The organism is Streptomyces sp. NPDC045998 (assembly GCF_056430285.1).
Genome location: NZ_JBWKLJ010000019.1, coordinates 1 through 15,476, shown reverse-complemented (window position 1 = coordinate 15,476; position 15,476 = coordinate 1). Strand labels below are relative to the sequence as shown.

General features: G+C 72.7%; 14 protein-coding genes. 10 read left to right on the top strand and 4 right to left on the bottom strand.

Annotated elements, in window-relative coordinates:
• The first annotated feature begins 122 nt into the window (after positions 1–122).
• The 10 genes from AC07FJ_RS33460 to AC07FJ_RS33415 all read left to right on the top strand — a co-directional run bounded on the left by AC07FJ_RS33460 (position 123) and on the right by AC07FJ_RS33415 (position 12,049).
• Entirely contained in the window at positions 123–911 is a 789-nt protein-coding gene (locus AC07FJ_RS33460; protein ID WP_479052942.1) for an SDR family NAD(P)-dependent oxidoreductase, read from the top strand.
• Positions 912–932: 21 nt separating this feature from the next.
• Complete coding sequence (locus tag AC07FJ_RS33455) at positions 933–1,673, top strand: sigma-70 family RNA polymerase sigma factor (RefSeq protein ID WP_479052941.1); 741 nt, start codon at positions 933–935, stop codon at positions 1,671–1,673.
• On the top strand, positions 1,673–2,893 hold the full coding sequence (locus tag AC07FJ_RS33450; protein WP_479052940.1) for an MFS transporter: 1,221 nt from the start codon (positions 1,673–1,675) through the stop codon (positions 2,891–2,893). The genes AC07FJ_RS33455 and AC07FJ_RS33450 overlap by 1 nt, the downstream gene beginning before the upstream one ends.
• Before the next feature lie 66 nt (positions 2,894–2,959).
• Positions 2,960–4,636: an FAD-binding oxidoreductase gene (locus tag AC07FJ_RS33445; protein WP_479052939.1), complete on the top strand. Its 1,677-nt coding sequence runs from the start codon at positions 2,960–2,962 to the stop codon at positions 4,634–4,636.
• Between the two features lie 632 nt (positions 4,637–5,268).
• A complete protein-coding gene (gene wecB / locus AC07FJ_RS33440) occupies positions 5,269–6,459 on the top strand; it encodes a non-hydrolyzing UDP-N-acetylglucosamine 2-epimerase (RefSeq protein WP_479052938.1) in 1,191 nt (396 codons plus the stop codon).
• A 40-nt stretch (positions 6,460–6,499) separates the two neighbouring features.
• Positions 6,500–7,210: a hypothetical protein gene (locus AC07FJ_RS33435; protein WP_361415918.1), complete on the top strand. Its 711-nt coding sequence runs from the start codon at positions 6,500–6,502 to the stop codon at positions 7,208–7,210.
• 22 nt (positions 7,211–7,232) lie between these two features.
• The gene (locus AC07FJ_RS33430) at positions 7,233–8,525 is read left to right on the top strand and encodes an FG-GAP repeat domain-containing protein (protein WP_479052937.1); all 1,293 of its coding nucleotides are present in this window, start codon (positions 7,233–7,235) and stop codon (positions 8,523–8,525) included.
• Between the two features lie 101 nt (positions 8,526–8,626).
• Positions 8,627–9,910: an acyltransferase family protein gene (locus AC07FJ_RS33425; protein ID WP_479052936.1), complete on the top strand. Its 1,284-nt coding sequence runs from the start codon at positions 8,627–8,629 to the stop codon at positions 9,908–9,910.
• A 53-nt stretch (positions 9,911–9,963) separates the two neighbouring features.
• Positions 9,964–10,779 (top strand): alpha/beta fold hydrolase, encoded by an 816-nt coding sequence (locus AC07FJ_RS33420; RefSeq protein ID WP_361415912.1) that lies wholly within the window; start codon positions 9,964–9,966, stop codon positions 10,777–10,779.
• A 166-nt stretch (positions 10,780–10,945) separates the two neighbouring features.
• Entirely contained in the window at positions 10,946–12,049 is a 1,104-nt protein-coding gene (locus AC07FJ_RS33415; protein ID WP_479052935.1) for an AI-2E family transporter, read from the top strand.
• Positions 12,050–12,169: 120 nt separating this feature from the next.
• Here the strand turns inward: AC07FJ_RS33415 and AC07FJ_RS33410 are convergent, their stop codons facing one another.
• The 4 genes from AC07FJ_RS33410 to AC07FJ_RS33395 all read right to left on the bottom strand — a co-directional run bounded on the left by AC07FJ_RS33410 (position 12,170) and on the right by AC07FJ_RS33395 (position 15,278).
• Positions 12,170–13,228 (bottom strand): MsnO8 family LLM class oxidoreductase, encoded by a 1,059-nt coding sequence (locus AC07FJ_RS33410; RefSeq protein ID WP_479052934.1) that lies wholly within the window; start codon positions 13,226–13,228, stop codon positions 12,170–12,172.
• On the bottom strand, positions 13,225–13,803 hold the full coding sequence (locus tag AC07FJ_RS33405) for a hypothetical protein (protein WP_479052933.1): 579 nt from the start codon (positions 13,801–13,803) through the stop codon (positions 13,225–13,227). Before AC07FJ_RS33405 ends, AC07FJ_RS33410 begins: the two co-directional genes overlap by 4 nt.
• A gap of 20 nt (positions 13,804–13,823) precedes the next feature.
• Positions 13,824–14,729 carry an alpha/beta hydrolase gene (locus tag AC07FJ_RS33400; RefSeq protein ID WP_479052932.1) on the bottom strand — a complete coding sequence of 302 codons (906 nt, stop codon included), beginning with the start codon at positions 14,727–14,729 and terminating at the stop codon, positions 13,824–13,826.
• A gap of 96 nt (positions 14,730–14,825) precedes the next feature.
• A complete protein-coding gene (locus AC07FJ_RS33395; protein WP_479052931.1) occupies positions 14,826–15,278 on the bottom strand; it encodes a VOC family protein in 453 nt (150 codons plus the stop codon).
• Positions 15,279–15,476 lie beyond the last annotated feature (198 nt).

Genomic DNA, 15,476 nt, shown 5'->3' with positions numbered 1-15,476 from the left:
AGGCAGCCCTCTGACCGGAGCCCTTCCGGCACAGGCACGGCGGTGCACCCCCTGCCTCCCCCGTCAGGGAGTGCACCGCCGCCCCCTTTCCTCCCCTCCTCCTCACCCATGAAAGAGAACCGATGGACCTGCACCTGGCCGGCCGGGTCTACCTCGTCACCGGCGCCTCCACGGGCATCGGCGAGGCCACCGCCCGGCTGCTGGCCGCCGAAGGGGCCCGGGTCGTCGGCGTGGCCCGCCGCACCGACGGCGTCGACGCCATCGGCCGCCCCGAGGTCACCTCGGTCGCCGCCGACCTGACCGACCCGGAGGCCGCGCGGCGCGTCGTCGACGCCGTACTGGACCGGCACGGCCGCCTCGACGGGCTGGTCAACAACGCCGGAGCCCTCGTCTCGCACAGCGGCTTCCTCGACGTCACCGACGACGACTGGCAGCGGACCTTCGCCCTCAACTTCCACGCGCACGTACGGATGACCCGCGCCGTCCTGCCCGTCCTGCTGGAGCGCGGCGAGGGCAGCCTGGTCCACGTCGCCAGCGAGGCGGCCCGCTTCCCGGACCCGGGCATCGTCGACTACGCCGCCACCAAGACGGCCCTGCTGTCGCTGTCCAAGAGCCTGTCGGCGGAGTTCGCGCCGCGCGGCATCCGCTCGACCGTCGTCTCGCCCGGTCCCACGCGTACGGCGCTCTTCGACGCCCCCGGCGGCTTCGCCGAGCAGCTGGCCGAGCGGTACGGACTGTCCGCCGACGCGGCCGTCGACCACTTCATCCGCGAGGAGCGCAAGCTGCCCACCGGCCGCATCGGCACGCCCGACGACGTCGCGCGGGTCATCGCGTACCTCCTCTCGCCGCAGGCCGGGCAGGTCACCGGCGCCGAATGGGCCGTGGACGGCGGAGCCCTCCGCCAGCTCTGACCGTGACCGCAAAGGACTCCGATGACCGACACCGACACCGACACCCTCACCCCGGCGGGGACCCCAGAGGCGCCAGGGGCGCCAGGGGCCCCAGAGACCCCGGAACAGCGCAGCGCCCGCTTCGCGGGGGACGCGCTCGGCTACCGGGACCAGATGTACGCGGCCGCCCTGCGGCTGCACCGCAACCGTCCCGACGCCGAGGACCTGGTGCAGGAGACCTTCACCAGGGCCTATCAGTCCTTCCACCACTTCCGGGCGGGCACCAACCTGCGGGCGTGGCTCCACCGCATCCTGATCAACACCTTCATCACCACCTACCGCAAGCGCCGGCAGGAGCCGCGGTGGGCGCCGATGGGGGACACGGACGACTGGCGGCACGTCCGGGCCGCCGGCCACGGCGCCGCCCGGCTGCCCTCCGCCGAGTCCCAGGTGCTGGACCACCTGCCCGACCACGAGGTGCTGGAGGCGCTGCGAGCGCTGCCCGCGCCCTTCCGTACCGTCGTCTACCTCGCCGACGTCGAAGGGCTGGCGTACCGGGAGATAGCCGCCCGCCTGGGCGTCCCACACGGCACGGTCACCTCCCGCCTCCACCGCGGCCGCCGCCGACTGCGCGCCGCACTCACGCCGTACGCCCGCCACCGCGGTCTGACCGGCTGCTCCCGCCACGCCCCCGTCCACGCACCTGCCCACGCGCCCGTCCACGTTCCCGCCCACGCCCCCGTCCACGCCCGCGAGCACCGTGCCCGGCGGGAGGGCCTCTGATGCCTCTCGCCCTCCTCGCCCTGGCGCTCGGGGCCTTCGGCATCGGCACCACCGAGTTCGTGATCGTCGGCCTGCTGCCCGAGGTGGCCCGCGACCTGTCGGTCCCCATCCCCAGCGCCGGCATGCTCGTCACCGGTTACGCCCTCGGTGTCGTCGTCGGCGCGCCCCTGATGACCGCCGCGGGCTCCCGGCTGCCCCGCAAGACGATGCTCACCCTCCTGATGGGCGTCTTCATCGCGGGCAACCTGCTGTGCGCGCTCGCCCCCACCTACGAACTCCTCATGGCGGGGCGCCTGGTGGCCGCCCTCACCCACGGCGCCTTCTTCGGCATCGGCTCCGTCGTCGCCGCGAACGTCGTCGCGCCGGACAAGAAGGCCAGCGCCATCGCCCTGATGTTCATCGGGCTGACCGTGGCCAACGTCCTCGGCGTTCCCCTGGGCACCGTCCTGGGCCAGCACTTCGGCTGGCGCTCCACCTTCTGGGCCGTCACCGCGCTCGGCGTCGTCGGCATGATCGCCGTCGCCGCCCTCGTACCGCCCCAGCCGAGGGACGCGGACGCGGGCCTGCGCGGCGAACTCGCCGTATTCCGCCGCCCGCAGGTGTGGCTGGCGCTCGCCATGACCACGCTCGGCTTCGGCGGGGTGTTCGCCTCCTTCACGTACATCGCGCCGATGATGACCGAGGTGGCCGGCTTCTCCGCCGGAGCCGTGGCCTGGCTGCTCGTCCTGTTCGGACTCGGCCTGTGCGTCGGCAACGTCCTGGGCGGGAAGGCCGCCGACCGGACCGTGATGCCCAGCCTGTACGTCATCCTCGGTGCGCTCGCCGTGGTGCTGCTGGTCTTCGTGCAGACCGCCCGCGCGCCCCTGCCCGCCGCGATCACCCTCTTCGTCTTCGGGGTCGTCGGCTTCGCCACCGTGCCGCCGCTGCAGACCCGCGTCATGCAGCAGGCCGACGGGGCTCCCGCCCTCGCCTCCGCCGCGAACATCGCGGCCTTCAACCTCGGCAACGCCGTGGGCGCCTGGCTCGGCGGCCTCACCGTCGAGCACGGCCTCGGCTACACCGCGCCCAACTGGACCGGCGCGCTGCTCGCCGCGGCCGGTCTGGCCGTGGCCCTGCTCTCCGGCCTCCTCGACCGGCGGACCCGTCGGCACGCGGCCGCCCCGCGACCGGAGGCGCCGGCCCCCGGGGAGCCGGACGCCGCTCCGTACGCCCGCGTCTGACGGGCCGGACCCGCACGCCTCCCCATCCGTTCCTCACTCTCACGACAGAACTTGAGGTAATCGACCATGAGTGCAGTCAATCGCCGTACGGTGCTGAGCAGCGGCGCGGCCCTCGCCGGCGGTGCCGCCGTGACCGCGGGCCTGGCCACGGCCGCCGTCGCCGCGCCGGCCGCCCCGGCGGCCGCGGCGAGCGCGCGGACCGGCGCCACGATCCGGCCCGACGACCCGCGCTACCCGGAGCTGACGACGGGCAACAACCAGCGCTTCGTCGCCAGACCCGACTACATCAAGATGATCACGTCGTCCGCCGACGCCGAGAAGGCTCTGCGCGACGCGTTCCGCGCCCGCAAGCGCGTCTCGGTGCGCAGCGGCGGCCACTGCTTCGCCGACTTCGCCTGCAACCCGGAGGTCGAGGTCATCCTCGACTTCTCCGAGATGACCGACGTCGGGTACGACGCCGCCCGCCGCGCCTTCTACGTCGAGCCCGGCGCCCGGCTCATCAACGTCTACGAAGCGCTCTACAAGGGCTGGGGCGTCACCGTCCCGGGCGGCATCTGCTACAGCGTCGGCGCCGGCGGGCACATAGCCGGCGGCGGCTACGGCCTCCTCTCCCGCGCCCACGGCCTGGTCGTGGACCACCTGTACGCGGTGGAGGTCGTGGTCGTCGACGCGGCGGGCCGGACCCGCACGGTGGTCGCCACCCGCGAGGAGGACGACCCGCACCGGGACCTGTGGTGGGCCCACACCGGAGGCGGCGGCGGCAACTTCGGCCTGGTGACCCGCTACTGGTTCCGCTCGCCGGACGCCAAGGGCACGGCCCCGGAGGACCAGCTCATCTCGCCGCCGTCCACGGTCCTGGTCAGCGCGGTGGACTTCCCGTGGGACCAGCTCGACGAGACCAAGTTCGCCCGGCTGCTGAGGAACTTCGGCACCTGGCACGAGCAGAACAGCGGGCCCGACTCGGAGTACCGCCACCTCAGCAGCCTCTTCAACGTCAGCTCCAAGGCCCACGGCAGCCTCGGCATGTTCACCCAGGTCGACGCGACCGTGCCCGGCGCCCGGCGCCTCCTCGACAGCTACCTGGCGGCCATCACGGCCGGCACCGGCATCAAGCCCGGCGCGCTGACCAAGCCCACCGGCGAGCTGCCCGCCATGCCGCAGCTCGCGGAGCCGCGCACCATGCCGTGGCTCCAGGCGACGCGGCTCGTGGGCACCAACAACCCGACCATCACGGACCCCACGTCCCGGGGCGCGCACAAGTCCGGCTACATGCGCCGCACCTTCACCGACCACCAGATCGCGGCGCTCTACAAGCACATGACGCGCCCGGACTTCACCAACCCCGACACCATGCTGGTGCTGTTCTCCTTCGGCGGCCGGGTGAACGCGGTGGCGCCGGACACGACGGCGAACGCGCAGCGCAGCTCGGTGTTCAAGATGTGCTTCCAGACCTTCTGGCAGGACGAGAGCGAGGACGACTTCTACCTCGGCTGGGTGCGCGACCTGTACGAGGACTTCTTCGCGGCGACGGGCGGGGTGCCGGTCATCGACGACCGCACCGACGGCTGCTACATCAACTACCCCGACCGTGACGTCGCCGACCCGCGGCGCAACCGGTCCGGCGTGCCGTGGCAGACGCTGTACTACAAGGACAACTATCCGAAGCTCCAGCAGGTCAAGCGCCGCTACGACCCGTCCGACTTCTTCCGCCACTCCCTCTCGGTGGAGCCCGCCAAGCGCTGAGGCACCCCCCGTCACCCCGCCCCTGGGCGGCCCGGCACCCCCGCCGGGCCGCCCTTCGGCGTATACGGACCTGGCTGGGCCGGCCCTGACGGCCCGCCCGGGCCCTGGCGCCCCCAGACCCTCCTAGTCCCCGGGGCCCCTGACGGCCTCTGAAGGCCGTCTGCGGCCCTCTGGAGGCCCACCCCCGCCGCCCCCTCACTGCCCCTCACTGCGCCCGCCACGTGACCCACGCGGCGGGCGCAGTGCCGTTTCCGCCCCCACGCCGTAGGCGTCAACCACCTTCAGGCGCACGGATGTTGGTCGTCCGCGGGGTGCGGTGTGCAAGTCGGGACAGCGCGGCTTGACGGCAGAGATAGCTCACGGAAAAGATATCTCTCGTCCGGAAGGGAGAACCGCCCCGGAGCTTCGGCCCCGAGAGGCACCGCCCTCCACCTCCCGCCGGCGGCGCAGTGTCCGGCGTCCGGTCGCAACCCGGCGCCTGAGCCATCCGGCCGCCCACGCACGGCCGCACGCACGCTCCACGCACCCACGCACCCCGCACCCCGCACCACGTGGCTCCCTCACCGCGCCCTGCCCGTCCTCCCGTCTTCCCGTCCTGCCGTCACCCACGTCGTAGTAAAGGAATGGCACCCATGCGGTCCGTCGCAGTAGTCCTCGGTACCAGGCCCGAAGCCATCAAGTTCGCCCCGGTCATCCGCGCGCTCCAGGACGACCCCCGGTTCGACCCCGTGGTCATCTCGACCGGGCAGCACCGCCAGATGCTCGACGAGACCCTCGACGCGTTCGGTCTGAAGCCGGACGTCGACCTGGAGATCATGGCCCCGAAGCAGACCCTCTCCCAGGTCACCTACCGCTCGCTGCGCGGCCTGGAGGAGCACTTCAAGGTGCTCTCCACCGAGGCCGTCCTCGTCCACGGCGACACGGCCACCACCCTCGCCGGCGCCCTCTCCGGCTTCCACCACCGCATCCCCGTCGTCCACGTGGAGGCGGGCCTGCGCAGCGGCCACCTCGGCTCGCCGTTCCCGGAGGAGGGCAACCGCAGGCTCGTGGCCCAGGTCGCCCACCTGCACCTGGCACCCACCCCCGGCAACCGCGCCAACCTCCTGCGCGAGGGCATCAGCGAGGACACCGTCGTCGTCACCGGCAACACCGTCATCGACGCGCTCCAGTGGGCGTGCAACAAGGCCCAGGACTACGGCGACCCGGCCCTCGCGGACCTCGACGGTGACCCGCGGCGCATCATCCTCGCCTCCGCGCACCGGCGTGAGGCATGGCCGCACCTGCCCGAGATAGCCGAGGCCTTCGCCGAGATCGCCGACGAACCGGACGTCCGCGTCGTCGTTCCGCTGCACCGGAATCCGGTGGTGCGCGAGGCGATGCTGCCCCGGATCGGCAACCACCCGAACATCACCGTCGTCGACCCGCTGCCGTACCTGAACTTCTGCCGGCTCATGCGCCGCGCCGACCTCATCCTCTCCGACAGCAGCGGCTCCCAGGAGGAGGGCCCCGCCCTCGGCAAGCCGACGCTCGTCCTCGGCACCGTCACCGAGCGCTCCGAGGCCATCGTGGCCGGCACCGCCCGCCTGGTCGGCACCAGCACCAAGACCATCGTCGGCGGAGCCACCCGGCTCCTGCGCGACCGGGCCGAGTACGACCGCATGGCCGCCGCCGCCAACCCGTACGGCGACGGCCGGGCCACCGAGCGCACGGTCGGCGCGCTGGCGCACTTCTTCGGTGACGGCCCGCCGGTCGAGCCCTTCGTCCCGGGCACCCCGATCGACGAGATCGCCGCCGAACTCGCCCGCACCGCCTCGTACGCCTAGGCCTGACGCCCCGTCACCCACCGGAGAGGCTCACAGCACCGTGCCCGAGACCGCCCTCGGCTTCAGCGGCCCCCGCATCGAAGCGACACTCGTACGCGACGCCCGCGACTACCACGTGCGCGAAGCCGCCATCGTCGTCAACACCGGCGTCACCGACGTCCACATCGCCGAGACCCCGCGCAAGAGCATCCCGCCCCTGTCCTCCACGATCCTGGCCGACACCCGCGTCGAGCGGGCCGACACCCTCCTCCTGCTCCGCGTACGCGACGAGGCCGGCATGCCCGGCATCACCGGCGACCCGGGCTGGGCCCTCCTCGGCGACGTCCTCGCCGGCTTCCCCCGGGACACCCCCCTGTGGAAGAGCCCCCAGGACGACGCGGGCACCGTCACCTTCGACGCCGCCCACCTGCTGAAGGAGGCCCCGGCGCCGCTCCGGCCGGAGACGTACGACGTCAAGGTCAACCTCTGGTACGCCCCCGCCGGCACCGACTGCGCCATCCACAACCAGCACGACTTCATCGAGGTGCACACGCAGGTCCACGGCATCGGCCGCATGCAGAAGTTCCGCGAGCAGGACCACAGCACCCTCTACCAGGACGTCGTGATGGCCCCGGGCTACACCACCCCGGACCCCTTCTGCTCCACCGCCCCGGACGGCACCTACCCCTACCCCTGGCACCAGTACCGCGCCGACACCGACTGCGTCTGGCTCGCCGTCGAGTACCACCGCCGCCACACCGCCACCCACTGACCGCATCCGTGAGGAGCACACCATGACCGGCACCAACCCGTCGCAGTCGCAGCCCCAGCCCCAGCTGAAGACCCCGAAGTTCACCCCGGAGCTCGTCGCCGACCAACTGCGCGACGGATACTGGCTGGAGGCCCCGGACATCGACGGCGACGGCCGCCCCGACCTGTTCGGCTACGGCCTGCGCCTCGGTGAGATCTACTGGTATCAGAACGACGAGCGGTGGACCCGCCGCCTGGTCCAGGACAAGATCAAGATGCCCGTCGGCGCGGACTTCGCCGACGTCAGCGGCAACGGCCACCCCGACATCATCCTCTGCTACGACCTGTACGGCCCGATCGGCACCATCCACGACGCCAACACCGCCGGCGGGAAGATCGACTGGCTGGAGAACCCCGGCTCCCCGGACAAGGACGAGTCCCGCTGGAAGCGCCACTACATCGGCCGCGCCACCGGTATGCACCGGCTGCGCGTCGGGCACTTCACGCAGAAGGAGCGCCTGGAGGTCATCGGCCTGCCGATCGTCGCCAAGGAGGACGTCCACGCCGTCCTGCCGGTGGTGATGTTCACCCAGCCCGACGACGTGCACACGGCCGAGGAGTGGCCGATGACCGTCATCGACGACAGCCACTTCCGCATGATCCACGGCGCGGAGAAGAAGAAGGGCCTCATACCCGGCTCGGACCTCGACTCGCTGCTGCTCGCCTCCGACGAGGGCGTGACCTGGCTCTACTGGGACGCGGACCGCAAGGAGTGGATCCGCGAGCTCATCGGCACCGGTGAGCTGACCCAGTTCGAGCAGACCGGCTTCCGCGGCAGCGGCGACCTCAACGCCGGCCGGCTCGGCGACGACCCGATGGCGTACGTCGCCGCCATCGAGCCCTTCCACGGCAACACGGTCGCCGTCTACACCAAGTCCACCGATGGCCCGCCCGGCGCCAAGCCGACGTGGAACCGCGTCCTCCTCGACGTCTACGGCGACCCCAACGAGAACGGCGAGGGCCCCGGCCACCAGATCGTCTGCGCCGACTTCGACGGCGACGGCGACGACGAGTTCCTGGTCGCGCTGCGCGGACCGTGGCCCTGGCAGGGCGTCATGTACTACAAGGCCATCGACGCGGCCAACGGCGTCTGGGCCAAGTGGCGGGTCTCCGAGGAGTCCGTCGCCCGCATCGCCACCGCCGACTTCAACGGCGACGGGCGGCTCGACTTCGCCACCATCGCGTACTCGGTCCAGAACTACTACGTGGCCAAGGAAGCCAAGCTCATGGTCTACCGCAACGAGATGGACGTCCCCTCGGCCGACGACGCCGAGTAACCGTCCCACCCCTGCCGTACCCCACGGGGGCGACCGCCGCCCGGCGGCCGCCCCCGGCCGGACCCCGACCGACGTCCCTCTCGCCGGAAAGCACCCACACCATGTCTGTGTCCTCGTCCTCCACCGCCACCACCCCCGCTCCCACCAGACGCGCCAACCTCCCCTCCCTCACCGGCCTCCGCTTCTTCGCGGCCCTGCTGGTCTTCTTCTTCCACGCCTCCCTGATGGACTCGCCCATCCCGCCGAACGCCCCGATCAACCCCTTCGCGGACGACGGCGTGGCCGGGTTCTTCACCACGGCCTTCAGCAAGGCCGGCTACATGGGCGTCTCGTTCTTCTTCGTCCTCAGCGGCTTCGTCCTCGCCTGGGCCTCCCGCCCCGGTGAGCGCCTGACCTCCTTCTGGCGTCGGCGCGTGTTCAAGATCTTCCCCAACCACCTGGTGGTCTTCGCCGCCTCGATGCTGCTCTTCGCCGGCGCCGCCGTCACCAGCGTCGGCGACTGGCTGCCGAACATGCTGCTGATCCACACGTTCTTCCCGCAGCCGTCCATCAACCTCAGCGTCAACCCGCCGAGCTGGTCCCTGGGCAGCGAGTTCCTCTTCTACATGCTGTTCCCGCTGCTCATGGTGGGGATCCGCCGCATCGCCGAGAAGCGGCTGTGGCTCTGGTCCGGCCTGATGGTCGCGGGCATGGTCGGCGTGCAGCTCGTCACCCGCTTCCTCATCCCCGCCACCCCGAAGTCGGCGATCACCCCCATCTCCGACCTGCAGTTCTGGTTCGGCTACCTCTTCCCGCCCGCCCGCGTCTTCGAGTTCGCCCTCGGCATCCTGCTCGCCCGCATCGTCCTGGCCGGCCGCTGGCCGCGCCGCATCGGCTTCGGCGTCTCGCTCGTGCTGTCCGTGCTCGGTTACGCCGCCGCCCTGGTCGCCCCGTTCGAGTACGGCTTCGTCGTCGCCACCATCATCCCGGTGGCCGCGCTCATCTGCTCCGTGGCCTCGGGCGACGTGGAGGGGCGCGAGACCTGGCTGCGCAGCCGGCCCATGGTGTGGCTCGGTGAGGTCTCCTTCGGCTTCTACCTGGTGCAGGGCGTCACGATCTTCTACCTGCGCTCGCTGCTCGGCGAGAGCACGTACAGCGTCCCCGTCGCGGTCCTCGTGGTCATCGGCTTCTTCGCGGTCTCGCTGCTGGGCGGCTGGCTGCTGTACCGGTACGTGGAGACCCCCGCCATGCGGCGCTGGAGCCGCAGCCGCAAGCGGCCCGCCGCCGTGACCGCCGCCGCCACGGCAGCTTCGGCCCCGGCTCCGGTGTCCGCCACGATCCCGGCGCAGGCCACCGCGCACCACGACTCCCTCGCGCCGCGCCCGTCGACGCCGGTACGCGGCTGAGCCCACGCCCACGCGACCCGTAACCACCCGACCGCTCCCGAGGAGGCGTCACCATGCCCACCGTCACCGTCGCGGGCACCGAGGTCCACTACCGTGCCGAAGGCACCGGACCCGGCCTGCTCCTCATCCACGGCTCCACCGCCGACTCCGAGGCCAACTACGCGGCCATGCGGCCGCTGCTCACCGACCGCTTCACCGTCATCACCCCCGACTACGCGGGCAGCGGCCGCACCGCCCTGCCCCGCGGGGAGCTGACCCTGGACCTGCTGGTCCGCCAGGTCGCCGCCGCCGCCCGCGCCGCCGTTCCGGGCCCGGTCCACGTCGTCGGCGCCTCCCTGGGCGCGGTGGTCGCCGCGGCGCTGGCGGCCGAACAGCCCGACCTCGTACGGCGCCTGGTCCTCGTCGGCGGCTGGGCACGCAACGACGACCCCCGGCAGGAGCTGGCCCTCGGCCTGTGGCGCCGCCTCGCCGACCTCGACACCCTGGCGTACCAGCAGTTCATCACCCTGCTGTCGCTCTCCCCGGACCGCCTCTCGGCCACGAGCCGCGAGGAGATCGCCGCCGCGGCCGCGGCCGCCCGCCCGTCCGAGGGAGCCCGCCGCCAGCTCGACCTGGACCTCGCCGTGGACATCCGCGACCGGCTGCCCGCCATCGAGGCGCCGACCCTGGTCGTCGGCGCCCGCCAGGACCAGGTGATCCCCGTCGCACACTCCAGGGAGCTGCACCGGGGAATCGCCCACAGCCGCTACACGGAACTGGACTGCGGCCACAACATCCCGTACGAGCGTCCCGCCGAACTGGCCGCGCTGCTGCGCGCGTACCTGGTCGAGCAGCCCGCCCTGGCGGCGGCCGTGGCGGCGGGCGGCTGAGAGGGGAGACATAACGGAGCGGCGGCACCACCGCGCAACGCGGAGGTGCCGCCGCTCCGTACGTCGCCCGCACGCGGCGGCAGCAGGGCGTGTGCCTGGTGCGTGAGCCGGGCGGCGGGGGGCACCACGCTGAAAGCGGCGTTGGGCCCGCCCATAGGGTGCCCCCATGCCTGCTTCGTTGAGTTCCACGAAAACCGCCGCCGCACTGCGCACATCGGCCCGCGTCTCCGTCGAGTTGCTTTTGGTCCTTCTGGCAACCTCGGTGGCGCTGTGGCTTCTGGGGCGGATGTGGTCGGTCGTCTGGCCTCTCATTGTGGGCTTGTTCCTCACCACACTGACCTGGCCCCTTGCCGCCTTCCTACGTCGTCGGGGATGGCCTGCGGCCCTGGCCGCCGCGGTGGTGACCGTGCTGTTCCTGCTCGTGGTCACGGGCATCGCGGCGCTGATCGCGGTTCCGGTGGCGTCACAGGCCGGTGAACTGGCCGACGGGGTGACCGCCGGTATCGAGAGGCTGCGCGAGTGGGCCGCCGGGCCGCCGCTGCACATCGGCGACGACCAGATAACCGGTGCCCTGGACTCGGCCGTCGCCCGCGTCCAGGACAGCATCGGGAGCATGGTCACCGCGGTGGTCACGGGGGTGAGCACCGTCGTCAACGGGGTGGTCACCGCCGTGCTCGCGCTCTTCCTGATGTTCTTCTTCCTCAAGGACGGTCCGCGGTTCCTGCCCTGGCTGGCCCGTCAGCTCCCCGGCCGCCTCGCGACCGACATCCCGGTCGTGGCCGAGCGCGGGTGGGAGACGCTCGGCGCGTTCGTGCGGTCCCAGGCGTTCGTCGGTCTGCTCGACGCCGTTCTCATCGGCATCGGCCTGTGGGTCCTCAAGGTGCCCCTCGTGCTCCCGCTCGCGGTCCTGACCTTCGTGTCCGCGTTCGTACCGATCGTGGGTGCGCTCTTCGCCGGTCTGGTCGCGGTGCTCATCGCCCTCGTCTCGAACGGTCTGACGGACGCGCTGATCGTGCTGGTGATCATCGTCGTGGTGCAGCAGCTCGAGGGAAACGTGTTCCAGCCCATGATCCAGAGTCGCGGGCTCGGCCTGCACGCGGCGGTGGTGCTCCTGGCCGTCACGCTGGGCGGCAGCCTGGCCGGCATCGTGGGCAGCCTGCTCGCGGTACCGGCCGCCGCGCTGATCGCGGTGGTCTGGAACTACGTGCGCGAGCAGCTGCGGGAGCCGGAGGCCGACGAGGCGCCTTCGGAGCCGGTCGTCCCTTCGTAAAAGAGGTCGCTGCGACGGCGGGCCCGGGGAGAGGCTTCTCCCCGGGCCCGCCGTCACGACAGGATCGACTACCAACCACCGGATCCCTGTCCCCGATCCGGCCTGATCACAAGACACCCCCTAGGCGACGGCGGGCTCCCGGTGCGCCGCGGGTTCGCGCGGACCGGAGCCGGGCAGCGCGAAGGCCTGCGCCAGCAGCTCGTAGGAACGCACCCGGTCGGCCGGGTCCTGCGTGAGCGTGTTGACCACGATCTCGTCGACGCCGTGCGCCGCCGCCAGCCGCTCCAGCTCCTCGCGCACCTGCTCCGGCGTCCCGTAGACCAGCGCCTGGCTGTTGACGGCGGCCCGGTCGGCCTCCGCGCCGCTCCACCGGTGCCGCCGCGCCTCCGCCGGCGAGGGCAGCGGGCGGTCCTCGCCGAGGTCCTTGCGGCTGCGCCACAGCAGCAGGCTGAGCGCCAGCCCGTCGGCCTGCTCGCGGGTGTCGGCGACGACGGCGCGGACCGCCAGCACGCCCTTCTCCGCCAGCACGCCCTTCTCCGCCGGGCCGCCGGCCGACGCGGCAGCCGACGCGGCCAGGCCCTGCCGGTAGCCCTCCAGGGCGGCCACGCCCGGTTCCGGGGCGAGGAAGTGCGCGAAGGCGAACGACGCGCCGAGTTCGCCCGCCAGCACGGCGGAGCGGGTGCCCGCGCCCAGCAGCCACAGCCGCGGGGGCACGTCGGGAGCCGACACCAGCGGTGGCAGCGGCCCCGCCTCCCGGGCCTGGCCGCCGGCCTCGCCGCGCCCCTCGCCCAGGCCCAGCAGCCGGCTCACCTCCCGCACCTGCTGCGGGAAGCGCTGCGCGGGGCCGCCCGCCCGGCCGAGCCCCAGGTCGACGCGGCCCGGGTGCAGCGAGGCGAGCACCGAGAACACCTCCGCGACCTTCACCGCCTCGTAGCGCGGCAGGAGCACGCCACCGGTGCCGATCCGCATGCGGGTGGTCCGCGACAGCAGCGTCCCGGCCAGGATCTCCGGGGCGGTGCCGGCGAAGCCGGGGGAGTGGTGGTGCTCGGCGACCCAGTACCGGGTGAACCCCAGGGCGTCGGCCCGCTCCGCCAGCTCGACGGAGGCGCGCAGGGCGTCGGAGTGGGTGAAGCCCTCGCCGACGGGGGACTGGTCCAGGACGGAAAGGCGCAGGCTCATGACGGGAGTCCCTTCGTACGCGGGTTCAGCACGGCGCGGGGACCGAGCGAGGCGTGGCCGGCGATGGTGGCCGGCACGATCCTGAAGTCCCGTTCGAAGACCAGGTTGTGGATGTCGGCGGCGGCGATCGCGCGCAGGACGGGCAGTTCGGCGGCGGCCTGCTCGGCGGTGAAGACGTTCAGCGGCCACTCGCCGATCGTGGCACCGCGCAGGTGCGGGTGGTGGAAACCTCCCCCGTAGTGCGCGGTGATGGTGATCGGGGCGATGTCGGTGATCCGCTGCTGCGGCCAGGTCAGCGCCCAGACGGCCGCGACACCGCCGTCCGGCGTCCGGTGCACCCCGGAGGCCCTGACCTCACCGGTGTGGTCCAGTAGGTGCTCGTTGATCTCCTCCAGGGCCTGCTCGGCGTACGGGCTCAGCAGCTCGACCGCCTGGGCGAACAGGCGCTCCTTGCCCTGGCGGGACGCCTGGTCGCCGTGGGTGCCGTCCCGCAGGTCGCCGAAGTGGCGCAACAGCGCGCCGATATGACCCGGAACCGTGCCGGGCGGGGTGGAGGTGGTGCCGGTGCTGTTCATGATCTCTCTCTTTCTCGCTGTCAGAGCCGTTGTGTCGCGGTCAGACCGGACAGCCGGTCGCTCAGGGCGTCCGCCAGCCAGTGGCGCAGCCCCCGGGGGCCGTCCGCCCCCTCGCTCCGCCCGTCCCGGAACCGGAACCCCCCGACGCCGGCGGGCTGGAGGAAGGCACCGTGCAGGAGGTGCGGGAACTCGTGGAAGGTCACCTCGTTGCCCGCCTCACGCAGCAGGCGGGCGTAGGCGCGTACGTCGTCGGCCACCGGGTCGAACGCGCCGACGCCCAGGATCGCCGGGGCGAGACCGGTGAGGCTGTCGGCCTCGAAGGGCGTGCTGGGCGGGAAGGCGGCACCGGTGTTCCCACCCCGGTAGTCGCGCCAGGCGGCGGCCATGCCCTCCTGGCTCGGGAAGTTGTCGCGGTAGCGGGTGTAGGACCGGGCGCGGCAGGACGGGTCCAGCGGCGGGTAGGCGAGCACCTGCGCGCTGAGCGGCTCACCCCGGTCGCGCCGGACCAGCGCCGCGGACGCCGCGATCGTCCCACCCGAGCTGTCGCCGCCGACGGCGACGGGCGGCAGCCCCTCGGCGGCGGCCCGCTCCTGGGCCCAGTCCAGGACCGTGAGCACGTCGTGGAGGGCCGCCGGGTGCCGGTGCTGCGGGGCGAGCCGGTAGTCGACGCTGACCACCGCGCACCCCGACCGGCCGGCCAGGTCCGCGCAGGCGGCGTGCCAGCCCTCCAGCGAGCCGGTCCGCCAGCTGCCGCCGTGCCCCCAGACCAGCCAGCCCGCGTGACCGCCCTCGGGCCGGTAGACGCGGACGGGGATGTCGTGACCGGCGGCCCGGACGCGCAGCGGGTGCCAGACGACGTCCCGCACGGAACGGTCACGGTCACGGTCGCTGTCACGGTTACGGTCACGGTGAGCTGTGTGCGGCATGGCGGCTGCCTCCCTCTCGGATCTCTCCCTCTCGGGCCCCTCGGAAGCCATCCTTCGCCCGCCGCCGCCGACCAGCCAGAACCGTGTTCTGGCTAGTCATCCCACGGTCAGGTTGGCGCCGTCCGCCCCCTCGGGCAGGTCGCGGTAGCCCTGGCTGACCTCGACCACGTTGCCCTCGGGGTCGGCGAGCCAGACGCTGCGCCAGCCGGGGATGAACGCGTCGAAGTCCAGCGGCCCCAGGGTGACGCGTGCGGCGCCGCCCATCCGCGTCAGGAAGGCGTCCACGTCCTCCGTCTGGAACGCCAGGTGCCGTACGGCTCCGGGGGTGTGCGGCCCGTCGGCGGAGGGATCGGGCGCGGGACCCGCGGCCTCCGCCGCCTCGAGCGAGCACAGCTCCAGATAGGCGTCACCGAGCCGGAGGAAGACGAACCGGGCGCCCGCCACGTCGAAGGCGCGGGCACGCGTCATGCCGAACCAGTGGCGGTAGAACTCCTCGGTCGCGTCCAGGTTCCGGCAGTTCAGGGCGGCGTGGGACCACCGCAGGGCCATGAGTGTCCTCTCCACGGGGCGAAACCGGCCCGAGACCCGGGCCTGACCCCCACCCTCCGGCGCGCCGCGCCACCGGAACAAGGCGCACTTGCCGAGGTCGCCGCCGCGTGCACGCACGAAAGTCCGGCCGCGGGGCGCATGGCGCGCTCCGCGGCCGGACGGGCGTGACGGACGGTCAGGTCGGTCAGTTCAGCGAGC